Origin of the sequence: Legionella sp. D16C41 (assembly GCF_048541585.1) — a bacterium.
Lineage (GTDB): Bacteria > Pseudomonadota > Gammaproteobacteria > Legionellales > Legionellaceae > Legionella_C.
Genome location: NZ_CP183303.1, coordinates 1,110,479 through 1,132,955, shown reverse-complemented (window position 1 = coordinate 1,132,955; position 22,477 = coordinate 1,110,479). Strand labels below are relative to the sequence as shown.

Sequence of the window (22,477 nt, the reverse complement as noted above, 5' to 3'; positions counted from 1 at the left end):
TTACTCTACTACGTCCCGCAAAGTGGTCACAGGACATAGCTTAAATTCGGTTAATAAGCTGGTAGGTTTTGTGGCATTTACATCCTGTAATACCAAGCTAAACTTTAGCAATTAATTAATGCTCTAAAAGTAAAGTCAGCTCTTCTCCATCGTGTTCAAAATAGTTCGCTACTAAAGCTGGGGTAATAGCTTTTAAGTTATCGGGCGACCATCGTGGATTTTTATCTTTATCAATTAACAATGCCCTTATCCCCTCATAAAAGTCATGATCTTGCATAAAATGACCAACTAAACGGTAGTCCATTTTAACACATTCAGCCATTGACAAAGATTTCGCTCTGTTAATTTGCTCAAACGTCACTGCTAAGCTTAAAGGTGATTTTTGCTCTAGCGTTTTTAACGTTGCTAAAGCCCAAGGATCATCACTTTCTTTTAAAGAAGAGATAATGTCTAGCACACTACTTTTAGCAAAATAATAGTTAATTTTTTCACTATTAGGAAAAGTTAAATCGCTATTTTTAGCAAGAGTTTGGAAGAAATTTTTAATCTGTTCATGTGAGTTTTGACTTAAATCTAATTCACAAAGTCTAGGTATTACTGTTGTCAGGTCGTTATTACTGATTAAATAATTTACTAAGCCCGCAGCGTAAGCTTCCTCTGCATTTAGACGATTACCAGTTAATGCTAAATACAGTCCTATTTCACCTGGACACCGAGCTAGTAAATAACTTGCGCCAATATCAGGGAATAACCCAATCCCTGTTTCCGGCATAGCAAATATAAATTTTTCGTTAGCGACTGCATAAGAGCCATGCAAAGAAATACCGACACCACCGCCCATAGTAATTCCATTGAGCAAAGCAATATAAGGTTTTTTTAAGTGATGAATATAATGGTTTAATCGGTATTCATGCCAGAAAAATTGCATTTGCTCAGTTTTATTTTTCAATCCAGTTTCATAAAGCCAGCGCACATCACCACCGGCACAAAATGCTTTTTCTAATTCAGACTGAATAACAATGGCTTTAATTGAATCATTTTTCTCCCACAACAGCAATTGCTGTTGCATAGCTTTAATCATAGGTAAATTAATAGCATTTAAGGCCTGTGGGCGAGTTAAAGTAATAATACCAAGCTGATGCTTACTATCAAAACGAACGTCATTCATAGCTTAAACTCCTTTAAATGACGCAGCTCGTTTATTTAAAAATGCATCAACTCCTTCAGCTTTATCCTCACTTGCACATACTTTAGCAAAATGAATTGCTTCAAGATGTAACGCATCATTTAAAGATAAATTATAACCGTGATCAATAACTTCCATAATACTTGCTGCAGCTAAAGGCGCTAAAGTAATAATACTTTTTAAAATACGATTAGCTTGCTCTAATAAAGCAGTAGGTTCAACAACTTCGCTAATCAAGCCCCAAGCTAATGCAGTTTGCGCGTCAATAAAACGGCCAGTCAAGCATAAATCAAGGGCTCGTCCCTTACCAATAAGTCGAGCTAAGCGTTGCGTACCACCATAACCTGGAATAACTCCTAACTTAATTTCAGGCTGACCAAATTGAGCATTAGTTGATGCTATCCGTAAGGTTGCAGCAATAGCAAGCTCACATCCACCACCAAAAGCAAAACCATTGATAGCAGCTAAAGAGGGTTTACCTAACGTTTCTAATTGGCGAAATACCTCTTGCCCATAGCAAGCAAATTGATAACCAGTTTGTGCATCACATTCAGCTAAACGATTGATATCAGCACCGGCACAAAAGGCCTTACCATTTCCAGTGATTAAAAGAGCTTTAACTTCAGCATTATATTTAGCATATTCAATTATCTCTTGTAGCGTATGCAATACTTCTTCATTAAGTGCATTTAACTTTTCAGGACGGTTAAAAGTAATAGTTAAAATTCCATCGCTAGCTAAACTTCGTTCAACAATACTCATGTAAAAATACTCCTTTTAATCAATAAAAAATTCTTCATCTAAGGTAGATTTAGCAATAATTTCACGCATAATTTCATTAGTCCCTTCAAGAATTTGATGGACTCTTAAATCGCGAAATAAACGCTCAATTTGATAATCATGTAAGTAACCATAACCACCATGTAGCTGCATTGCTTTATCACTAATACGAAAAGCAACATCCGTTGCTAAGCGTTTTGCCATAGCGCAATACATAGGAGCGCTTTTATCATGTTTATCTAATGCATCAGCAGCTCTATAAACCATTAAGCGTGCTGCTTCAAAATCTGTAATCATGTCTGCAAAATAAAAACGTAATGCCTGCATTTGAGTGAGTAATTTACCAAACTGTTTACGTTCTTTTAAATAAGCTTGGGTTAAACGCAGACAAGCTGCAGCACCACCAAGCGAACAAGAAGCAATATTGACTCGGCCCCCATTTAAGGCATTAAGCGCAATTTTAAACCCCATACCCTCATCACCTACACGATTGGTAATAGGAACACGACAATTTTCAAAATAAAGCATGCAAGTTGGCTGATTACGCCAGCCTAATTTTTTTTCTAATTTACCAAAACTTAAACCTGGTCTATCTTTTTCTACTAATAAACAAGAAATTCCTTGGTGTGATTCATCACCTGTGCGCACCATACAAAGATAAACATCACTAACGCTGCCACCTGAAATAAACGCTTTAGTACCATTTAATACATAATCTTGGCCATCTTTTACAGCACGAGTTTTTAAAGAGGCGGCATCTGAACCTGAATCTGGTTCAGTTAAACAATAACTAGCTAATGCCTCCATTGAAGTTAAACGTGGCCCCCAAAGCTTACGTAAGGATTCATCTGCATAGCGATCAATTAAGGAGGTTACCATATTATGAATAGATAAATAAGCACTAGTGGTAACACAGCCAGACGCTAATTGTTCAAAGATAAGCGCTGCATCTAAGCGTTTTAAATTAGACCCGCCAATATCTTCACCGGCGACCATACCTGCCATACCCAGTTGCGCTGCTTCACGCAAAATATCTATTGGAAAATAGCTTTGGTCATCCCAAAGAGCTGCATTAGGAGCAAGTTTGTTACGTGCAAACTCACCAGCCATCGCCCGAAACGCAGAATGCTCATCACTATAGTAGAAATCCATAAGCTTATCCTTAATATAAGTTAACTTCATCATATAGCATTACCCACTAGGCTTGGTACTGCATTGCAAGTTTATGGGGCTTCAATCATCTACTACTTATATCTGCCTTCACCTCACATATACCGTGCCTAAAACTTAGTGGCTTATGCTATACATTAGCTAATTAATAATGATGACCTAACTTGTTTTATTTAATTATAACCGTTAAGACCTAATACCTATTTATTTTATGTCTAAGCTACCTAATTTTTTTTGCCTATCTTATTTCATACTCGTCCGCTTAACTATTTTCTTTACAAAAATTTATACCTCTCACCTTTATAGATAAAAATGCTATTATTGCTAATTTCTGATGTACGATAAATAACAAAGAAAATTAGATGGAAATTTTGGCTAATCCTCAAACGACTTGCATTGATCCTGTCACTGTTTTAAAAAATTACTTTGGTTTTACTCAATTTAGAGGATTACAAGAGTCTATTATTAAAGACTTATTAGCTGGAAATGATTTATTAGTTTTAATGCCTACAGGCGGAGGCAAGTCATTATGCTATCAAATTCCAGCTCTAATTCGCAAAGGTTTAGCAATTATAGTATCTCCTTTAATTTCTTTGATGGAAGATCAAGTTGCAGCGTTAAAATTACAAGGGATTCGTGCTGCCTATTATAATTCCTCCCTAGATAGCGAAGAATCAAGGCAAGTTCTTGCCGAATTACATAATGGCCAGTTAGATTTACTATATGTTGCCCCAGAGCGTTTAGTGAGTGCTGCTTTTTTAGAACGTTTGGATGAATGCCAGCTTGCCTTATTTGCCATTGATGAGGCGCATTGCATTTCACAATGGGGACACGATTTTCGTCCTGAATATGCTCTTTTAGGTAAACTGAAACTGCACTTTCCAGATATTCCTATTATTGCGCTTACAGCAACCGCTGACCAACAAACTCGTTTAGATATTATTAATAAATTAAATTACAGCCCTAAAATTTATCTAGCTTCTTTTAACCGTCCTAATATTCATTACTCGGTTATGCTAAAAAATAACGCTTTTAAACAATTACAGCATTTTTTAGAAACTCAACGCTCACAAGCGGGGATTATTTACTGCGGTACACGAAGTACGGTAGACCGCTTAGTAGATAAATTAAGAGCTGCAGGTTTACAAGCACGCGGCTATCATGCTGGTCTTCCTTATGCTGAAAGACGCGAAGTACAAACTATGTTTCGCTACGATAGAATTGAGTTGGTCGTTGCAACGATTGCGTTTGGAATGGGCATTGATAAACCTAATGTACGATTCGTCATTCATTATGATTTACCTAAAACTATTGAAAGCTATTATCAAGAAACAGGTCGCGCGGGTCGAGATGGGCTAGCCGCAAGAGCGTTATTATTTTATGACCCAGCGGATAGTGCCCGCTTACGAAGTTGGGTGGCAACTATTGAAGATGATCATAAGCAACGGGTTGAAACTGCCAAATTAAATCATATGCTTGCTTTTGCCCAAGCCAATCATTGCCGTCGACAAATATTATTGCGTTATTTTGATGAGCAATATGAATCAGCCTGTAACTATTGTGACATTTGTGATAATCCACCTGTTTTACAAGATGCTACAGAAGACGCCCAAAAATTTTTATCGTGTGTTTATCGGCTTAGACAAAGTTACGGTATGGCTTATACTATCGATGTATTGCGTGGCAGTTTGGCTGACAAAATTAAACAAGCTGGGCATGATAAATTAAGCACTTATGGCATAGGAAAAAATAAACCAGCTTATTACTGGAAACAGCTAGCTTGGCAGCTAATTCATAAAGATTATTGTTATCAGGATATTAATCACTTTAATGTTTTACGCTTAAATAATAAAGCAGCAGCTGTATTAAAAGGTGAAGAAAAGATTAACCTTGCTTTAGTTAATATTGATGAGCCTCAACTGCCTAAAGTAAAAGAAAAAGCTAAAACGCTGCAACTAAAAAATAACCCACTTTTTGAAAAATTGCGCGCCCTAAGACGTCAAATTGCAGATGAAGAAAATAAACCACCTTTTATGATTTTTAGCGATAGCACGCTACACGAAATGGCCATAAAAAAACCACAAAGCTTAGAAGAATTATTAACAATTTCCGGTGTTGGTCAATACAAGCTCAACCATTATGGTAATGAATTTTTGAAAGTATTATTACAAGAAGAAATTGATATACCTATTTTATAAGCGATTACTGCATTCACCAAAATTTAAAACAACATGATGCTCTATGGGCCTTAGCATTCTAAACAAAGCCTGCAATTTTTTATAAATTGCTAGTTAAACTATAGTAGGAAGGTTTGTATTAAAAACTAAATTCGCAACAAAAATTAAAATAACTGCTACTGACTTGGCAATCCCGCAAATATTGCGGAACTGACAAAAGAACAAAAGCGAAGAAGCTAGTATTACAATCTTTTAGATACGGCCAGCAAGGCATCCTTAGATTGTGGCCATATAAAAATTATTTAATGTGTATGACAACCAATTTTTAAATGTACTTGATAATATTTATGCTTATTATCTTCAATAAAACCACGAGTCTGGATTATTTCATACCAATCTAGCTTGCCATATAAACTTGCAGCTTTAGCAATTCCATTATTAATTGCGTCTTCAATACCGTCTTCTGAAGTTCCTACAAGCTCTACAATCTGATAAACACGATCTGTCATCATTTTATTCCTTCTTATTTATTAGATAACCATTTAAGTTTAACGCAATTATATACCTATGCAACTTGATTTTTAAGTTAAGTAAACGTAAAAGCAATAATGAAAATCCCATACCTTCGGAGTAAATAAGTATATTTTTAATTTAAGCTTGCTGCGCTGCAAGTGCTTTTGCAATAGCTTTACGTAGTGCTCTAGCCTCTTCTGAATCAGGCGGTGCTAATTTCAATAATCGCTGCCAATAATCAACTGCTTTCGCATAATATTTATTATCATACGCATCGACAGCAAGCATAGCTAGAGCATCAGGTTGACTAGGATTTTGCTTAAGCAATTGATCAAACAAACTACGAATATCGTTGTTAAATTGTTGACCATTTAATCGCCACAAACTATAAGCATAATTAATTGTAATCCCTTCATCATTTAAATTTAATTGATGTGCCTTGGCAAAGGCATCTCGAGCTGGCTCCCACGCTCCTTGACTTACATAAAGTCGACCTAACAAATACCAACCACGTGCACTAGATGGCGTGTCATCTAAATGAGTTTTTAGTTTAGTAATGAGTTCTTCTGGCGATTTTATTTTTTCTAATAAGGCTTTTGCTCGCTGCTCGGCAAGCTCATTTTGCTTATATTGTTGCCAACTTAAAAATGAGCCCCATTGATAATAAGCCAATGCCATAACTAACAGTAAGCTTATTACAAACAGTGTAAAGCCCTTCTTTAACGTTTTTCCTAAGGGATAAATAATAATCAAAACCGCAAAGCAGGCAAGCGTTATTAAACAACTAATTAATCCCCAACTAATCATAATACTTTTCGCTTAATACAGGTACGCCAGAAAATAAAAAATCCTAATAGTAAAAATAAAATAGGCCCATACCACAATAAGACAGTTACGCCTTTAACTGGCGGATTAAATAAAATAAAATCACCATAGCGAGATGTTAAATAGTTAATAATTTCTGTATCACTCTTACCCTCATTTACCATGGTATAAACTTGATCTCGCAAGTCTTTAGCAAGACTTGCATTTGAATCTGCCAAGTCTTGATTTTGGCAAACCAAACAACGTAATTCTTTTAAAAGATGTTCAAATTGCGCGCTTTGTTTAGCAGTCGGTAATGGGTAGAGCGTACTTGCAAAACCCCCAGGCAACCATAAAATCAAACAACATAGAAAAATGAACTTTTTCATCCTTGACCTTTTAGTTGCAAAATTCGAGGTAGAAATTCTTCTGCCCAAACTTTTTCATCTAAAGCACCTGCATGGCGGTAACGAATAATACCCTTAGCATCAATTAAAAAAGTTTCCGGAGCCCCATATACTCCTAAATCAATAGCCACTTTTCCAGCTGTATCTGAACCCACTTTTTTATAGGGATTACCCCACTCAGCTAACCATTTTTTTGCATTATCATTATTATCTTTGTAATTTAAGCCAAAAATCGGAACACCAACATCAGCTAAACGCAATAAAAATACCTGCTCTTCGCTGCAAGCAGTACACCAACTAGCCCAAACATTTAAAATTGATACATCACCCTGTAAATCATTATTCGTTAATACTTTATTTTCAGCAGTAAGCAGCGGTAGTTTAAATTGGGGCAAGCTTTGACCTAATTGTGCCGAAGGTAATTTTTGCGGCTCTAAAAATAAGCCTCGCCCTAAAAAAATAGCCAATAGTGCAAATAGCACAAGAGGAGTTAAACGCAAAAGATACTTTTTCATATCAGACTTTCCCCTACTTTATTAGCAGCTATTTTTTTCTGCTTTACATAATAACGTCTATCTGTCATGGCTAGGATGCCACCTGCTAAAATCATAAAGCCTCCACCCCAGATAAAGCGAATAAGAGGTTTATAATATAAGCGAACTGTCCATGATTTATCATCAAGCGGTTCGCCAAGTGCAATATAAATATCGCGTATTGGACTGACATCAATTGCTGATTCCGTCATAGGCATTTTGCCAACGTCATAAATGCGTTTTTCTGGAAAAATAACGTTAAAGTTATGCCCGCGGCGAACCTCAAAACGAGCTTGATAACCATGGTAATTTGGACCTTTAATTTGGGTTTCTTTAAGAAAGGTAATAGTATAACCATTTAACTGAGCGCTGCTTCCAGGTGCCATTTTCACATCATCTTGGATACCGTAACCGGTAGAAACACTAACTCCAATAACACTAACTGCCAATCCACAATGAGCAATTACCATGCCCCAAAAAGATTGTCTTAAAGTATACCAAGCTTGTTGTTTGGCTCTTATGTAAACAAATTTCCCGGTACTAAGTAAAATCCATGTTGCAAACACTAATCCCAGCAAAGAATAATAATTGATAACTCCAGTTAATAATATTAGCGCAGCCCAGGGTAGAAGCAAGCTCACTAAACCAATATTACCTAACTTTTTTACAATTTTTGATAATTTATCTTGCTGCCAATTTAGATGAATTCCTAACCCCATAAGAATTAAAAGAGGAATCATTAAAGGCACAAATACAGCATTAAAGTAAGGTGCGCCTACGGATAATTTTCCAAGCCCTAAGCTATCTATTAATAAAGGATAAACAGTACCCATTAACACGGTAAGCATAATAACAACTAAAAAGACATTATTTAGTAATAACGCACTTTCTTTAGAAAAAACGCTGGGGCTAATTCGACTTTGCAAGGTTTGGGCACGAAAAGTAAAAAGACTTAAAGAGCCACCTATAACAACCAGTAGAAAACCTAAAATATAAATTCCTCGCTGTGGGTCAACAGCAAATGCATGCACAGAAGTTAACACGCCTGAGCGGACTAAAAATGTACCCACTAAACTAAGTGAAAAAGCACTAATTGCTAACAATAAAGTCCAAGCTAAAAATTGTTGGCGCTGTTCACTGACAGCTAGAGAATGCAATAGTGCGGTACCTACCAACCAAGGCATAAAAGAAGCATTTTCCACGGGATCCCAAAACCACCAGCCGCCCCAACCTAGCTCGCGATAGGCCCACCAACTACCTAAAGTGATCCCAGCAGTCAAACAACACCAGGCAGCCAGGGTCCAAGGTCTAGTCCATTTTGCCCACGCTGTTTCAAGCCTCCCTAACCAAAGTGCCGCAATTGCAAAGGCAAAAGCAACTGAAAAGCCTACATAGCCCATATATAACATAGGTGGATGAAATAAAAACCCTGGATCTTGCAACAGTGGATTTAAATCGCGACCTTCAGTATGCAAAAGTTGAAATTGTCTCGCAAAAGGGTTAGATGTCGTTAAAAGAAAGAGAATAAAACCTACACTAAGCCACCCTAAAATAATCAACACACGTACTTTAAATTCATTGGTAAGTGACTGGCTAAAAAGAGTAACCATCATCATCCACAAACTTAAGATACTAACCCAAAGGAGCATAGAACCTTCATGTCCGCCCCATACAGCACAAAATTTATAAAACCATGGCAGCAGCGTACTAGAATTAGCCAAAACATAAACAACGCTAAAATCATTAGTCAAAAAACAATAAGTTAAACAACAATACGCTAATGCAATAAAGAAACACTGACCACCTACATAGAAAGGAGCAGCTGCAACCCATTCTGGCTTATTTTTTCGCAAGCCAATTAACGGAATAATAGCAAGTGAAATAGCGCAAATTAAAGCCAATATTAATGAAAATAAACCAATTTCAGCAATCATCCTTTTACTCCATTTTGCTTTGGAGTCGATTTAGCTAATGCATTTTTTACTTCAGGTGGCATATAATTAGCATCATGCTTTGCCAGTACCTCAGTAGCTTTAAAGCTATTTTTATCAACTACAGTACCTAATGCCACAACACCTTGCCCCTCACGAAATAAATCAGGTAATATCCCATAATAATTTACAGAAACTATTTGTTTAAAATCTGTCAACTTAAATTGTACGGACAAGCCATCTGCTCCACGCACAATACTTTTTTCTACTACCATGCCACCAATACGGACCAATTTATTTTGTGGGACCTCACCTTGCGATACTTGGCTTGGCGTGTAAAAAAGACTAATATTTTGCCGTAAAGCATACATAATTAACGCTAACGAAACTGCAGTTACAATTAAAATAAATAATATTATGCGTAGCTTACGACGTCTTACAACATTCATTATGGCCTCTTAAACCAGCGCTGTAGCTTCTTTTTAGTTTGTAGACGCTGTACTTTAATCCCTAAAAGATTCATCACAAGCACAACACAAACTAAACCATAAGCAGGCCAAATATAGATTGAATAACCACTCATTGCTAACCAAGCTATTAGTTTATTCATATACTTTCCTTTTCAACTAAGTCCTTTACCCAATTTTGTCGACGTTCACGAAGTAATACCTCGTTTCTAGCTTTCTGTAAAACCACCCATAAACAATACAAAGAAAAACCTAAAATACTTAGTAATAAGGGGTAAAGCATAGGTAGAGCAATTTTAGGTTTAGCAAAAACAGATAAGGTTGTTCCTTGGTGTAGGGTATTCCACCAATAGACAGAATAATGGATAATAGGTAGATCAATTGCCCCCACCAAAGCCAGTATTGCAACAATTTTATCACTTTGTTCACGAGTACTAAACGCTTTACCAATAGCCAAGATTGCTACATAGAGCAATAATAAAATTAGTTCTGAGGTTAAACGTGCATCCCACACCCACCAAGCGCCCCACATAGGCTTACCCCAAATACTACCTGTGGCCAGTGCAAGAAAAGCCATGATAGCACCTGTTTGTGCCAATATAGTTAACATAAGGCCAGCTAATTTAATTTGCCATACTAATAATAACAAAGCACAGAAAGCCATAGCGGCATATAGTGTCATAGACATAAATGCCGTTGGAACATGAATATAAATAATACGAAAAGCATCGCCTTGTTGATAGTCTGGCGGAGCAAATATTAATCCCCAAAGTAGACCTATAAGCAAAGACAATAAAGCTAAAAAACCTATTTTAGGCAGCCAACGTCCCGTCAAATAATAAAAAGATTTAGGTGATGCTAATTGATATAAAAATTTCCACATCGAAAGTTTAGCTTTCAAAAAGGCCAATTTTATCATGTATTAGCTGCTATATACTATAGCCTTGCCCTATAAAATAAGGCTGGCAGTTAAGTGATTAAGCTGATTCTTACAATAGCTGCTATGGCAAAAGGCAGGAAGCAAATACAAAGAAGTGAAATCGCCAATAAAATAGCTATATTTCCGGTGACTTGTGAAAAGGTAATGGCTTCTAAACTACTACTTCCAAATATCATAATGGGCAAGGTTAATGGCAATAGAATTAACGCCATAAAAATACCCTTCTGTTGTAAGCCTACACTAAAGGCAGCTGCTAAGGAACATAGTGCTAAAATTGCCGGCGTACCTACAATTAAACTAACTATTAACGTCAGTAATTCTAACTTAGAAAACTGGAAAAATACGGCTAGAAATGGGCAAAAGAATAACAAAGGAAGCAAGGTTAATAACCAGTGGACTGACAGCTTAGCACTAATAATTATAGTTAAGGAGTATCCTGAAGTTAGCCATTGCTCAATGAGGCCTTCTTCATAGTCTTGTAAAAATAAGCGATCAGCGGCAAGTAACATCGCCAGTAAAACAGCAATCCAAATAATACCTGGTATTACCTGTTTTAATATATTTATATCAGGTGGAATCGTTAAGGGAAAAAACACCACAATCATGATAAAAAATAAAGCAGCATTTATTAACAAACGAGGTTCGCGCATATTTAATAATAAATCACGCTTAAACTGCCTGTTAAAACATTGCCAAGTTGTTAACATAATTGATATTCCTGACAATCTTTAAAATACGCAGGCAATGCTTGATGTGAGGTCATAATAATCAGTCCGCCCCAAGCGAGATGTTCATTAAAACAGGTTGATAATAATTCAATTGATTTATCATCTAGGGCATTTAAAGGTTCATCTAGTAACCAAAGTGAAACTTTTCGCATTAAAAGCCGCGCTAAAGCTACACGTCGTAGCTGTCCTGCAGATAGCTGCGAGCAAGGTTTATCTGCTAAGTCCTCTAGCGAAAGTCGGTGAAGTAATCTTGGCAGATAAACGCTAGGTCCCTGCCAATGAAAATCTAATAAACAATTTTCCGCAACTGTCAACTGACTGTTGATACCCAATTTATGACCAACATAGCATATCAATTGTTGGAAGGAGGCTAAATTATGATAAATTGAAGAGCCTTGCCAACAAATATCACCTTTTACAGGCCGCAACAAGCCTGCTAATAATTTTAATAAAGTTGTTTTTCCGACACCATTACCACCTTTTAAATGCAATAAGGTTCCAGCTTTAACTGAAAATTGTATATTTTTTAATAATGGCTTTTCTTCATAGTCGAAAGAAAGCGAATGAATCTCAAGCATAATGTGTAATGAGAAATAAGACTGAAAGACTATATAATGGCTTTTATTAAGCTTGCAATCATTAATTTATGTTTGTTCTTAAAAGATAATAACAAATAGGCTGTAAGATTTGCAAAATTCAAGGTTAAGGTCAAAGAGTTTTATATAAAGCTTAACTTTACTAAGTAAACTATTAATTAGCTAACTAAACATTTTTAGTAAAATGAACTTAACTTTTGCAAGCTTTTGTAATTTCAATAAGCGAAATACTTGCACCAAAGCGCTGTCACTGTGATAATCATTTTCTTCTTTTTTCATCAAGGGAAATCATGGATTTTCTTGCACAATATGGGTTATTTGCTTTAAAAGCTTTAACAATAGTTATAGCAATCCTATTACTTTTTGCTGGATTGTTAGCAATAGGCAAAAAAACTAAACCCAAACTGCAGATTACACCTCTTAATAAGCAATATGATGACCTTAAACATCATATGCATCATGAGATAAAGGGTAAAAAATTAGATAAAAATAAAAAAAGTAAGAAGGATAAAAAACACTTAAAAGATAAGCCTTCCCTATATGTTATAGATTTTATGGGTGATATCCGAGCATCGCAAGTAGAACCATTACGGGAGGTTATTACGGCTATTCTTTCGATTGCGCAAAAAAATGATGAAGTAGTTCTACGTCTAGAAAGCCCTGGTGGCTCTGTAAATGGTTATGGGCTTGCTGCCTCTCAATTACAACGTATTCGTGACCGGCAAATACCGCTTACTGTCTGTATTGACAAAGTGGCAGCCAGCGGAGGCTATTTAATGTCTTGCGTAGCTAATCGTATTGTAGCAGCACCCTTTGCAATAATAGGCTCCATTGGCGTTGTTGCGCAATTACCTAATTTTCATCGCTGGCTTAAAAAAAATAATATTGATATAGAATTAATTACCGCAGGCGAGTATAAACGTACCTTGACTATGTTAGGCGAAAATACAGAGAAAGGACGTAAAAAATTCCAAGAAGAGATTGAAAAAATTCATCAAACTTTTCGTGATTATGTTTTTGTTCATCGTCAACAACTCGATATTGACAAAGTATCAACAGGAGAACATTGGTTAGCTACAGACGCTTATAATTTAAAATTAGTTGATTACCTAAAAACGAGTGATGATTATATTATTGATAAGATGAATGATTTTAATATTTTTAAAGTTTCTAAACCGACTAAACCTTCCTTTATGGAGAAATTACTTAAACCTGCTTTAAATTTACTACAACCTTGGTAGAGCTTAAGGCGCCAAGGGCGCCTTATTAAACAATTACCATTGTTTATCTTTGTTAGAATCTTTATTCCAGCCTTGAGCTTGTTTGTTTTGACCTTGGCCTTGTTGACCTGGTTTTTGTCCTTGCTGACCTTGTTTTTGTCCTGATTGTCCTGATTGGCCAGATTGACCTGATTGATGACCTGATTGGCCAGGTTTTTGTCCTTGACCCATATTATTTTGACCCATATTATTATTTTTTCTATCCATTGTTATATCTCCTTTTTTAAGTGGTGTTTTAACCATAGTTTAAGATTATAAAAATCGCAAATTGCAAGTTAACTAATTTTTTAAAATATAGTTAAATAACTAAAGCTTAGTAGGTAAATAAATTTAGTATTAAAATTTTTTTAAATACATACTGGTGATAAATACTACATAAGCTATCTTAAATTTTGTAAAAATCTGCAATTAAGTGCAATTTGGCTAAAAAGCGCACTAAGCGGACAGGTAGTAATGTATTTAAAGCCTTTTTATCTAAGAAAGGCCTGCGTTAGCGGTTTCTAGAGAGGAATATTGAAATATTTTTCTGATAGTTATATATACTTTAAGAATAAGAAATTATCACGGAGTGAATATTATGAGCGATTTTAAATCTAAGCTACCTAGCTTACAGGAGCTTACTCACATAGCAAGCAAACTATTTAAAGATGTTAAAAATAGTGTTTCTGAAATTATTGATGAGTATAAGCAAAAACGCGCTGCAGAGGAAGCAGCCAAACCTAATGATAACGAGTCAACGGTAACTTCTTCTGATGATGTGACTACAAATAATACTACAACTACCGGTTCAGCTAGTAACCTACATACTAGTAGCTCAACTGTTAATCCCTCTACTGCAACTGTCCGCGGCTCAGGCTCAACTGCACCAATCACTCCCGCAACTGAGGCGCAAACCGTGCAGCCACTTGATGAGGTTACTCCTACTGATGTGGGGGGTAAAGAGAAACCTTCTAGTACTAAAAAATCAACAAAATCAACTAAACAGAAACAAAAAACACTATCCGGAGATGATGATTCTAACAAGCACACTAGCGCTGAAATTAAAACAACTGAGGTTAATATAGAACATCATGTTGATGAACAAAAACCCTTAAAAGATGATGTTTTATAACTACACACTCGCCTAAGTTAAAGCAATTAAGCTTTTTCTGGGCGAGTTAAACCATATTTACGCATTTTCTCTACTAAAGTTGTACGACGCATGTGCAAATAATTAGCAGCATGCGCTACAACCCAATCTGATTCTTCTAAAGCTTGACTAATTAACGCTACTTCAGTTTTAACTAAATGCTCTTTTAAATTAATTCTATCCATAGATAATTCTTGAGTAGTTTTGTGAAGTAATGTTTCTCGCTCACTACTCAGTACTCCTGTATCAATTAAGCTTAAGTCACCCACTTTAAAACGTCGTGGTAGATCATCTACATCAACAATTCCATTAGGATATAAAATGGCTAACCGCTCGACTAAATTAGCTAACTCACGAACATTACCGGGCCAATTATATTGAGCTAAGGCATTTAGTGCGGCTGGTAATAATCTAACTCCTGAACGATGTTCACCCTCAATTTTTGCCACTAAATCATTAAAAAGTAAGTGTAAATCCTCTTTACGAGCACGTAATGGCGGTACTTCAATAGGAAAAACATTTAAACGGTAAAAAAGATCTTCGCGAAATTTACCTTCTTTAATCGCTTGCTCAAGATTACGATGCGTTGCAGCTATAATACGTACATCAACTGCAATACTTTTATTACTTCCCACCCGTTCAAAACATCTTTCTTGTAATACCCGCAATAATTTAACTTGCATAGCTAACGGCATATCACCAATTTCATCAAGAAATAAAGTACCACCATGAGCTAGTTCGAAACGACCTTGTCTAGAGGTGATTGCCCCGGTAAAGGCGCCTTTTTCATGACCAAATAACTCACTTTCTAATAACTCAGCGGGAATTGCCCCACAATTAATTGGGATAAAAGGCTTAGTAGCTCTTGATGATAAAGCATGAATATTTCTGGCAATAACTTCTTTACCAGTACCAGATTCTCCTAAAACTAAAACACTAGCTTCAGTATTAGCGACCTGACCGATTAATTTTCGTACTTGCCGAATGGCCTCGCTACTGCCGACTAAACTACGAAAGAGTGGCGTACGAACTTCATAAGCTATTAAGTAGTTATTGTTTTCTAAGGCAATTTGACACTTATGCAGTGCTTCTATAATTTGAGCATAGGTAAAAGGGAAATCAAGTAGTGCAATAACATTAGAAAATTCAGTTGGTACGCTAGATACAGGATCAACAAGAATAATAGGTAATTTTGGCATAAAATTTTTTAATTCTTGCAAAATGTTAACTGTGCCTGTTGACGAAATGGGGGCACCAACTAGTAAGATTTTTGTATTTTTAGTGCAAAACTCAAAAGAATTACTGCTATCTGTCCATGAATTAGGTTTTCCTAAGAAATCCATAATTGTAATAAGTTTATCGCGACGCTCTTTATTTTCATCAATGATCAAAATTTCCTCATTGATACGCATAGACTTATCCTTGAGCAAATGCAGTGATATTACTCTTGAGTATTAGTTAATGAACAGTACCTGTCAAATAAATGACACAAACGTAGTAATACTGTCTTAAACCAGGTCCTTACCGAAAACAGGTAATTTGTTCGAATGCATGACAGCATTCCTTACCAAAGCAAAGCTTCTGATTTCCTATTGCTTTTGTAGCAGCAACATGCTTTTGAATAGAATAGCTACTGACTCGTAAATAACCCATACGGCGACAAAAGGAATAAGCAGCTCGACGTCCACAACCTGATTGACCATTGTAACACCAAGCAACTCGATACCTATTATAATGGGGATAAACAAAACGACGATAGCGATAATGATAGGCCTTAGGTGGTTGATGTAACATATAACCTACGCAGCGTATTGTTTTAAACCCATTACATTGCCATCCTTTACATTGTTTAGGGCAAGAAATGTAATTAGTTAAACCAACATTATGGGCAATAATTTGCTGATCAGCACGCGCATACCCCATCATTTGACAATAACGATTTGCAACCGGTAGGCCACAATTTCCTCCATTTACCATGCAATAATCTAGACGTTGCCCATGATAATACGGCTGCCAGAAACTGCGATGAAATAATTGCGAACGCTGTACTGCCTGCGCATTTTGCATTAACAATACTAATATTATAAATAATAGATTTTTGTAATAATTATTTTCTTTCACAATTTAAACATCCTTATATATCTAGCAGCCCATCACTAGTAAAGAAAAAATCTTTCATTAAATTAATTTTGCAAGATTTAATTTAACTACCATCCTAGCCGATGACAACAAACAAAAAAAGAATTATCAAATAAAAATTGTATTTAAACTACGACTTACTCCGTCACAACCCATCAATAATGCAAAACAATGTTTTGCGCCCCTAAAATATCTTTTAATGCGTTAATTAATTCGTCACTTGGCATTACCCACCATTGTTGTGGCAAACTAAGTAAGCCTTGTGCTTTTTCATTACTATATTTTATCTGTACTGCACATTTGCCCTGATTGGCAGATAAAATAGTCTTTATTTTGCTAACTTTTATGTCATCGTTATCTGCTAAGGAAAGCATTAATGATTTTGCAAAACGAGTACGGGCTTCAGTAATTGTAAGGAGTTGGCTTGCTGCCATTCTCGCATTGCCACTAAATTCATCATGGGCAATTTCTCCTTCTGCAATAAGCATCTGGCCTAAATGTAGTGGGATTTCTAAGGCTTCATAAATTTCTGAGAAAATAACTACATCCATTTTACCGGTTGCATCTTCTAATGTAGCAATAATTAATTTTTTACCCCGCTTGGTTATAATTCTTTTTAAACCAACAATTAAGCCACATAAACAGGCTTTTTTAACTAAAGATGTGTTTAACCGAACAACCGGTGTAGTGTAGGCTTTAAATTCTTCCATATAATGTGTGGCAGGATGGCCTGTTAAATAAAACCCTAATGTTTCTTTTTCGCCCTCGAGCCTTTGTATAGCAGGCCAAGGTTTACATGTACAATAATCCTCTTCGCTCACTGATTCTTCATTAAATAATGAAAATAAATCCCCCTGCCCTGTTGTTTGATTTTGTTGTACTTTATCAGCCAGTTTTAAGGCTTTTTCTAATGATTCGAAAAGCACTGATCGCTCTACTTTCCAATCATCCATTGCCCCACTTTTAATTAATGCTTCTAGAACACGTCGATTAACCTTGCGTAAATCAAGCCTGCGGCAAAAATCAAATAAATTTTCGTACGGTCCCTGTTGCTCGCGTTCATTGACAATACAATTAATAGCAGACTCACCAACTCCCTTAATTGCCCCTAAACCATATAAAATAGTCTGTTCTTTGCTTACTGTAAAAGTAAGAGTCGATAAGTTAACTGAAGGTGGTAAAACTTTTAAATTCATCTGCTTACTTTCATTAATAAAATTAACCACTTTATCAGTATTATCCATATCTGAAGATAAGACTGCCGCCATAAAAGCAGCGGGATAATGCGCTTTTAACCAAGCTGTTTGGTAAGCGACTAGTGCATAAGCTGCTGAATGAGATTTGTTAAAGCCGTAACCGGCGAATTTTTCCATTAAATCAAAAATATAAGTTGCTGTTTCCTCTGCAACTCCTCTAGCAACAGCACCCTCTGTAAAAATAGTTCGCTGCTTGGCCATTTCTTCTGGCTTTTTCTTACCCATAGCTCTTCTAAGCAAATCTGCAGCGCCTAAAGTATAATTTGCTAAAACTTGGGCGATTTGCATGACCTGCTCTTGATATAAAATTACGCCATAAGTAGGTTTTAAAATTGATTCAAGATCAGGATGTGGGTATTCTACTTTGGCCCTTCCATGTTTGCGGTCGATAAAATCATCAACCATACCAGATTGTAAGGGGCCTGGGCGAAATAGCGCTACTAACGCGATAATATCTTCAAAACAGTCAGGCTGGAGGCGATTAATAAGTTCTTTCATTCCTCTTGATTCTAACTGGAATACTGCGGTAGTTTGACAAGCTTTAAGGAGATTAAAGGTTGCAACATCGTCGGTAGGAATTAGAGCAATATCTATTTCTTCCTTTTGCTCATCACGCTTTTGTTGATTGATAATTTTAAGCGCCCAATCAATAATTGTGAGCGTTCGCAACCCTAGAAAATCAAATTTTACTAAACCTACTGCTTCAACGTCATCTTTATCAAACTGGCTAACAATTTGTTGTGAACCTTCTTCACAATAAATAGCAGTAAAGTCTGTAAGTTTTGACGGCGCAATTACTACACCGCCTGCATGTTTACCTGCATTACGCGTGACACCCTCTAATTTTAATGCTAGATCAATAAGTTCCTTAACTTCTTCCTCTTCTTGATAACGTAAACGTAGTTCTTCTTCATCTTGCAATGCTTTTTCAAGCGTAATCCCAATCTCAAAAGGAATTAATTTAGCAATTTTATCTACAAAGCCATACGGATGTCCTAAAACACGTCCCACATCACGCACAACAGCCTTAGCTGTCATGGTACCAAACGTTATAATTTGAGATACACTGTGTCTGCCATACTTTTCAGCAACATAATCAATAACGCGGTCACGTCCTTCCATGCAAAAATCAATATCAAAATCAGGCATTGAAACACGTTCAGGATTTAAAAATCGCTCAAAAAGTAATTCATAAATTAATGGGTCAAGATCCGTTATATTAAGCGCATAAGCAACTAATGAACCTGCACCGGAGCCCCGTCCTGGCCCAACAGGTACGCCGTTGTTTTTAGCCCATTGAATAAAATCAGCAACAATCAAAAAATACCCTGGAAAGCCCATATTATTAATAACATCAAGCTCTAATTGCAGACGCTTATCATAAGGGACGCGTTTTATTTCTACTTCTGCAAGTGGTTGATTACGAAAAATGATTGCTAGCCGCTCTTCTAAACCTTTTTTGGCTAATTGCGACAAATAACTTTCAACAGTAAACTTTTCCGGAATAGGAAAAGTAGGTAGAAAATTATTTCCTAGATCCAATTTTACTGTACAGCGTTGACTAATTTGTACAGTATTTTCAATAGCCTGCGGTAAATCATTAAATAACGCGATCATTTCCTCAGCTGAACGAAGATATTGTTGCGGGCTATATTCAGGTATTCGCCTTGGATCAGCTAAGGTACATCCTTGATGAATACATACACGTGCTTCATGAGCATCAAAATCATCTTTTTCAAGAAAAAGCACTGCATTTGTAGCAACTATAGGTAAATTTAATTCCTCAGCAATTTTGATTACTTGTTCATTATACAGAGCCTCTTCGGGTTTACCGGTGCGCTGGATTTCAAGATAGAATCGATTAGGAAATAATTGCGAAAAATAGCGGGCTAATTCATAAGCTTGTGTTAAATCATCAGCTAATAGAGCCTTACCAATAACACCTTTGCAACCACCTGATAAAACAATTAAACCTTCGGAAAAATCAGCCAACCATTCATATTGAACACGAGGTTGCCCTTGATATTGGCCTTCTAAATAGGCTTTCGAAATTAAACACGTTAAATTGCGATAACCTATATTATCTTGACATAAAACTAGTAGGGATGAACTAACATTTGGTGGTTGATCTTGAAAATAACAAGGTAGATCACTACCAATAATAGGTTTTACGCCAGTATCAACCGCGGCTTTAAATACTTTTACTGCCGCAAATAAATTACAAAAATCAGTCACAGCAATAGTATTCATACCACGCTTAATCACGGTCTTCATTAGTGGCTTAATACCTACTAATCCATCAACTAAGGAGAATTCTGTATGTAGACGTAGATGAACAAATTGCGATCGCATGAAGTAGTCCTAGCTATACTAAATATATAAATAAAGCAACGTCAACGCAGATAAACAATTCTAGTATTTAAGATATAAAGACTTAATCTAAATACACTAACCATTGATTATTACGATTGAATTTGTATAGCATCACCCATCAAGCTTTATATAACGTTACCAACTCATTTAGCTTAAGTATGTACTGCTGAGGTACACTATCTCGCCTCACGCACTTTTGTCTTGTCTAAAATTTAGGGGATGATGCTATAGAGGATTATTGTAATTAATACTTTCGGTTATGGGTACCCTTTATAAATTTAAAATTTTTAATTAAGTAAGAACCTGCAAATTTACTAATCAATAAATTCCTTTTTTATATTTTTAAGCACCTCTCTTATAAATTTATTATAATCAAAGAATTCAAAGTTATATTTTAAGAGCTTAGTATGATTATAAAAATTATTATAGCTTCGCTTATTATTATTCTTGGAGCGTTATTAATTAAAAAATTTACTTCTATAACTAAGCGTCATATCCGCTTAAGAAAAAAAGATATTGATGGTAATTATTCTGCCAATTTCGCTCCCCATTTTCCTTACCAAAACACTGCTATTTTAGATTTGCATGCTAAGGGAGAACGATACTTATTTATTGGCGGCAATAATCAAGCTGATAAACTATTTCTGCTTAAAGATGAACAACTAATTGATGTTTCCGAACAAGTAGGGCTCGGAAATTTTCATAATAATTCATATTGTGCGATAGCTGTAGATGTCAATGGAAACGGTTTACCCGATTTATTTGTAGCACGAAGGGATGGAATTTATCTTTATGAAAATCTGCAGGGAATATTTAATATCAAAAAACTTAATATTAATCTTGCTGACAACCATATACCTATTTTTATGGCTATTACCGATTTGCAAAAAACCGGTGCAGTAGATTTGTTTTTAACAACTTATTGCAAGTCTAATAAAAAGAAGCAACAAACTAATAATTGGCAAAGTTTTGTTTTCAAAAACAATGGTGATAATAGTTTTACTGAGTTACCGCAAATAACTTAAAATTTCCTTCTAAACTGTTGCCCTTATTTATTCTCCTGTTCTACTACTTAGAGAAGTAAATTAGTATATTTATATCTATTTGTTAATTAAAACCCAATTGGTACTTAAATAAAATATCTAAAATTTAATTGTGCTTTATATAAAATAAATTTATAATTTTGATCCACTTTGTTTTATTTTTTTAATAACGGGTAAGTTTTGTTGCAATTATTTAGATTACTACCACTTTATTTATGTATCTTCCTACTATGTGCTATTAATAGTAATGTGAATGCTGAATTAACGGACTTAGCTCGCCTTAAAAAAGCTTATCCAGACCAAATACATGCCGTTTCCGAAAATTATATCGTTTGGACAGACGGTACACGCATGGCTCATCAAGAAAAAAAATTTAATAAAACCGAACAAGAAAAATTAGATCACCCTTCACTAAGCAATCAAATTGTCAATATTTGTTATAAACCTGGCATACCAGCTAATCCTAAAAATTACCGTCCTAAAGATGATCCAGGCCGCATACGTTATGAGCCCTTTTTTCGTAAAATGTATGGCAATACTGAAGATGAGGTGAAAAAGCATTTAATCACTATATATTGGATGCCTAAAGTATTTGGTCATAGCTATCCTTTACGTGTTACCACGGTTAATCAAGTAGATCAAAAATTAAAAAATATTTCTAAAGAATTAGAGGTACTCGTACAAAAACACCCTAATTACATCCCCTTCCTAGATAATCCAAGTGGAACATTTACCTGGCGTTTGATTGCTAATACGCATCGACTTAGTAACCATAGTTTTGGAATGACTATAGATATTAACGCCGATAAATCTGATTATTGGCAGTGGGACCTTAAAAAGGCTAACAAACCTATTATAGAGGCTGCCCCCCTACCCTATTACAATAGTGTTCCATGGGAAATTGTTCCAATTTTTGAAAAATATGGCTTCATTTGGGGCGGTAAATGGTATCACTATGACAGCATGCACTTTGAATATAGACCTGAATTACTTCTTTCTTGCTAATCTTTATTAAATTAACTTCT

22 protein-coding genes are annotated in these 22,477 nt (G+C 35.7%); 5 read left to right on the top strand and 17 right to left on the bottom strand.

Annotated features, from left to right (window positions below; genetic code table 11):
- Window positions 1-115: 115 nt before the first annotated feature.
- From ACNVED_RS04985 to ACNVED_RS04975, 3 genes are read right to left on the bottom strand one after another with little or no spacing between them, the layout of a single operon-like run.
- Window positions 116-1,168, bottom strand: a complete 1,053-nt coding sequence (locus ACNVED_RS04985) for an enoyl-CoA hydratase/isomerase family protein (protein ID WP_419420657.1) — start codon at window positions 1,166-1,168, stop codon at window positions 116-118.
- 3 nt (window positions 1,169-1,171) lie between these two features.
- Window positions 1,172-1,948: an enoyl-CoA hydratase/isomerase family protein gene (locus ACNVED_RS04980; RefSeq protein ID WP_419420656.1), complete on the bottom strand. Its 777-nt coding sequence runs from the start codon at window positions 1,946-1,948 to the stop codon at window positions 1,172-1,174.
- Window positions 1,949-1,963: 15 nt separating this feature from the next.
- A complete protein-coding gene (locus ACNVED_RS04975; RefSeq protein ID WP_419420655.1) occupies window positions 1,964-3,118 on the bottom strand; it encodes an acyl-CoA dehydrogenase family protein in 1,155 nt (384 codons plus the stop codon).
- A 380-nt stretch (window positions 3,119-3,498) separates the two neighbouring features.
- On the opposite strand from ACNVED_RS04975, the gene recQ reads away from it, so the two are divergent.
- Window positions 3,499-5,334, top strand: coding sequence for a DNA helicase RecQ (gene recQ, locus ACNVED_RS04970; protein WP_419420654.1), 1,836 nt, complete (start codon window positions 3,499-3,501; stop codon window positions 5,332-5,334).
- A 281-nt stretch (window positions 5,335-5,615) separates the two neighbouring features.
- Here the strand turns inward: recQ and ACNVED_RS04965 are convergent, their stop codons facing one another.
- From ACNVED_RS04965 to ccmA, 10 genes are all read right to left on the bottom strand, one after another.
- Window positions 5,616-5,825, bottom strand: a complete 210-nt coding sequence (locus tag ACNVED_RS04965; RefSeq protein ID WP_419420653.1) for a dodecin — start codon at window positions 5,823-5,825, stop codon at window positions 5,616-5,618.
- Window positions 5,826-5,964: 139 nt separating this feature from the next.
- Window positions 5,965-6,633: a tetratricopeptide repeat protein gene (locus ACNVED_RS04960; protein ID WP_419420652.1), complete on the bottom strand. Its 669-nt coding sequence runs from the start codon at window positions 6,631-6,633 to the stop codon at window positions 5,965-5,967.
- Window positions 6,630-7,019: a cytochrome c-type biogenesis protein gene (locus tag ACNVED_RS04955; protein WP_419420651.1), complete on the bottom strand. Its 390-nt coding sequence runs from the start codon at window positions 7,017-7,019 to the stop codon at window positions 6,630-6,632. The genes ACNVED_RS04960 and ACNVED_RS04955 overlap by 4 nt, the downstream gene beginning before the upstream one ends.
- Window positions 7,016-7,552, bottom strand: coding sequence for a DsbE family thiol:disulfide interchange protein (locus tag ACNVED_RS04950; protein WP_419420650.1), 537 nt, complete (start codon window positions 7,550-7,552; stop codon window positions 7,016-7,018). Before ACNVED_RS04950 ends, ACNVED_RS04955 begins: the two co-directional genes overlap by 4 nt.
- Complete coding sequence (locus ACNVED_RS04945) at window positions 7,549-9,504, bottom strand: heme lyase CcmF/NrfE family subunit (protein ID WP_419420649.1); 1,956 nt, start codon at window positions 9,502-9,504, stop codon at window positions 7,549-7,551. Before ACNVED_RS04945 ends, ACNVED_RS04950 begins: the two co-directional genes overlap by 4 nt.
- Entirely contained in the window at window positions 9,501-9,950 is a 450-nt protein-coding gene (gene ccmE, locus ACNVED_RS04940; protein ID WP_419420648.1) for a cytochrome c maturation protein CcmE, read from the bottom strand. Before ccmE ends, ACNVED_RS04945 begins: the two co-directional genes overlap by 4 nt.
- Window positions 9,950-10,111, bottom strand: a complete 162-nt coding sequence (ccmD, locus tag ACNVED_RS04935; protein WP_419420647.1) for a heme exporter protein CcmD — start codon at window positions 10,109-10,111, stop codon at window positions 9,950-9,952. Before ccmD ends, ccmE begins: the two co-directional genes overlap by 1 nt.
- On the bottom strand, window positions 10,108-10,887 hold the full coding sequence (ccmC, locus tag ACNVED_RS04930; RefSeq protein WP_419420646.1) for a heme ABC transporter permease CcmC: 780 nt from the start codon (window positions 10,885-10,887) through the stop codon (window positions 10,108-10,110). The genes ccmD and ccmC overlap by 4 nt, the downstream gene beginning before the upstream one ends.
- Window positions 10,888-10,937: 50 nt before the next feature.
- Window positions 10,938-11,615: a heme exporter protein CcmB gene (gene ccmB, locus ACNVED_RS04925; protein WP_419420645.1), complete on the bottom strand. Its 678-nt coding sequence runs from the start codon at window positions 11,613-11,615 to the stop codon at window positions 10,938-10,940.
- A complete protein-coding gene (gene ccmA / locus ACNVED_RS04920) occupies window positions 11,609-12,214 on the bottom strand; it encodes a cytochrome c biogenesis heme-transporting ATPase CcmA (protein ID WP_419420644.1) in 606 nt (201 codons plus the stop codon). Before ccmA ends, ccmB begins: the two co-directional genes overlap by 7 nt.
- A gap of 308 nt (window positions 12,215-12,522) precedes the next feature.
- On the opposite strand from ccmA, the gene sohB reads away from it, so the two are divergent.
- Window positions 12,523-13,473 (top strand): protease SohB, encoded by a 951-nt coding sequence (gene sohB, locus ACNVED_RS04915; protein ID WP_419420643.1) that lies wholly within the window; start codon window positions 12,523-12,525, stop codon window positions 13,471-13,473.
- Window positions 13,474-13,506: 33 nt separating this feature from the next.
- Here sohB and ACNVED_RS04910 read toward each other — a convergent pair whose 3' ends face one another.
- Window positions 13,507-13,719, bottom strand: a complete 213-nt coding sequence (locus tag ACNVED_RS04910) for a hypothetical protein (protein ID WP_419420642.1) — start codon at window positions 13,717-13,719, stop codon at window positions 13,507-13,509.
- 370 nt (window positions 13,720-14,089) lie between these two features.
- Between ACNVED_RS04910 and ACNVED_RS04905 the strand changes: the two genes are divergently transcribed.
- Entirely contained in the window at window positions 14,090-14,623 is a 534-nt protein-coding gene (locus ACNVED_RS04905; RefSeq protein ID WP_419420641.1) for a hypothetical protein, read from the top strand.
- Window positions 14,624-14,649: 26 nt separating this feature from the next.
- Here the strand turns inward: ACNVED_RS04905 and ACNVED_RS04900 are convergent, their stop codons facing one another.
- The 3 genes from ACNVED_RS04900 to dnaE all read right to left on the bottom strand — a co-directional run bounded on the left by ACNVED_RS04900 (window position 14,650) and on the right by dnaE (window position 20,388).
- A complete protein-coding gene (locus ACNVED_RS04900; protein WP_419420640.1) occupies window positions 14,650-16,053 on the bottom strand; it encodes a sigma-54 dependent transcriptional regulator in 1,404 nt (467 codons plus the stop codon).
- A gap of 109 nt (window positions 16,054-16,162) precedes the next feature.
- A complete protein-coding gene (locus ACNVED_RS04895; RefSeq protein ID WP_419420639.1) occupies window positions 16,163-16,762 on the bottom strand; it encodes a hypothetical protein in 600 nt (199 codons plus the stop codon).
- A 173-nt stretch (window positions 16,763-16,935) separates the two neighbouring features.
- Window positions 16,936-20,388: a DNA polymerase III subunit alpha gene (gene dnaE, locus ACNVED_RS04890; RefSeq protein ID WP_419420638.1), complete on the bottom strand. Its 3,453-nt coding sequence runs from the start codon at window positions 20,386-20,388 to the stop codon at window positions 16,936-16,938.
- Window positions 20,389-20,816: 428 nt separating this feature from the next.
- Here dnaE and ACNVED_RS04885 point away from each other — a divergent pair, with 428 nt between their 5' ends.
- Window positions 20,817-21,434 (top strand): FG-GAP repeat domain-containing protein, encoded by a 618-nt coding sequence (locus ACNVED_RS04885; protein WP_419420637.1) that lies wholly within the window; start codon window positions 20,817-20,819, stop codon window positions 21,432-21,434.
- A gap of 267 nt (window positions 21,435-21,701) precedes the next feature.
- Window positions 21,702-22,457 carry a M15 family metallopeptidase gene (locus tag ACNVED_RS04880; protein ID WP_419420636.1) on the top strand — a complete coding sequence of 252 codons (756 nt, stop codon included), beginning with the start codon at window positions 21,702-21,704 and terminating at the stop codon, window positions 22,455-22,457.
- Window positions 22,458-22,477: the final 20 nt, after the last annotated feature.

Bases quoted from the DNA above. Each gene is read 5' to 3' on its own strand.
- ACNVED_RS04980 (WP_419420656.1), bottom strand. From the start codon at position 1,948: ATGAGTATTGTTGAACGAAGTTTAGCTAGCGATGGAATTTTAACTATT.
- ACNVED_RS04975 (WP_419420655.1), bottom strand. From the start codon at position 3,118: ATGGATTTCTACTATAGTGATGAGCATTCTGCGTTTCGGGCGATGGCT.
- ACNVED_RS04900 (WP_419420640.1), bottom strand. From the start codon at position 16,053: ATGCGTATCAATGAGGAAATTTTGATCATTGATGAAAATAAAGAGCGT.
- ACNVED_RS04965 (WP_419420653.1), bottom strand. From the start codon at position 5,825: ATGATGACAGATCGTGTTTATCAGATTGTAGAGCTTGTAGGAACTTCA.
- ccmC (WP_419420646.1), bottom strand. From the start codon at position 10,887: ATGATAAAATTGGCCTTTTTGAAAGCTAAACTTTCGATGTGGAAATTT.
- ACNVED_RS04905 (WP_419420641.1), top strand. From the start codon at position 14,090: ATGAGCGATTTTAAATCTAAGCTACCTAGCTTACAGGAGCTTACTCAC.
- ACNVED_RS04950 (WP_419420650.1), bottom strand. From the start codon at position 7,552: ATGAAAAAGTATCTTTTGCGTTTAACTCCTCTTGTGCTATTTGCACTA.
- ccmA (WP_419420644.1), bottom strand. From the start codon at position 12,214: ATGCTTGAGATTCATTCGCTTTCTTTCGACTATGAAGAAAAGCCATTA.
- ACNVED_RS04955 (WP_419420651.1), bottom strand. From the start codon at position 7,019: ATGAAAAAGTTCATTTTTCTATGTTGTTTGATTTTATGGTTGCCTGGG.
- ACNVED_RS04945 (WP_419420649.1), bottom strand. From the start codon at position 9,504: ATGATTGCTGAAATTGGTTTATTTTCATTAATATTGGCTTTAATTTGC.
- ACNVED_RS04960 (WP_419420652.1), bottom strand. From the start codon at position 6,633: ATGATTAGTTGGGGATTAATTAGTTGTTTAATAACGCTTGCCTGCTTT.
- ACNVED_RS04910 (WP_419420642.1), bottom strand. From the start codon at position 13,719: ATGGATAGAAAAAATAATAATATGGGTCAAAATAATATGGGTCAAGGA.
- recQ (WP_419420654.1), top strand. From the start codon at position 3,499: ATGGAAATTTTGGCTAATCCTCAAACGACTTGCATTGATCCTGTCACT.
- ccmB (WP_419420645.1), bottom strand. From the start codon at position 11,615: ATGTTAACAACTTGGCAATGTTTTAACAGGCAGTTTAAGCGTGATTTA.
- ccmE (WP_419420648.1), bottom strand. From the start codon at position 9,950: ATGAATGTTGTAAGACGTCGTAAGCTACGCATAATATTATTTATTTTA.
- ACNVED_RS04985 (WP_419420657.1), bottom strand. From the start codon at position 1,168: ATGAATGACGTTCGTTTTGATAGTAAGCATCAGCTTGGTATTATTACT.
- ACNVED_RS04885 (WP_419420637.1), top strand. From the start codon at position 20,817: ATGATTATAAAAATTATTATAGCTTCGCTTATTATTATTCTTGGAGCG.
- ccmD (WP_419420647.1), bottom strand. From the start codon at position 10,111: ATGAATAAACTAATAGCTTGGTTAGCAATGAGTGGTTATTCAATCTAT.
- sohB (WP_419420643.1), top strand. From the start codon at position 12,523: ATGGATTTTCTTGCACAATATGGGTTATTTGCTTTAAAAGCTTTAACA.
- dnaE (WP_419420638.1), bottom strand. From the start codon at position 20,388: ATGCGATCGCAATTTGTTCATCTACGTCTACATACAGAATTCTCCTTA.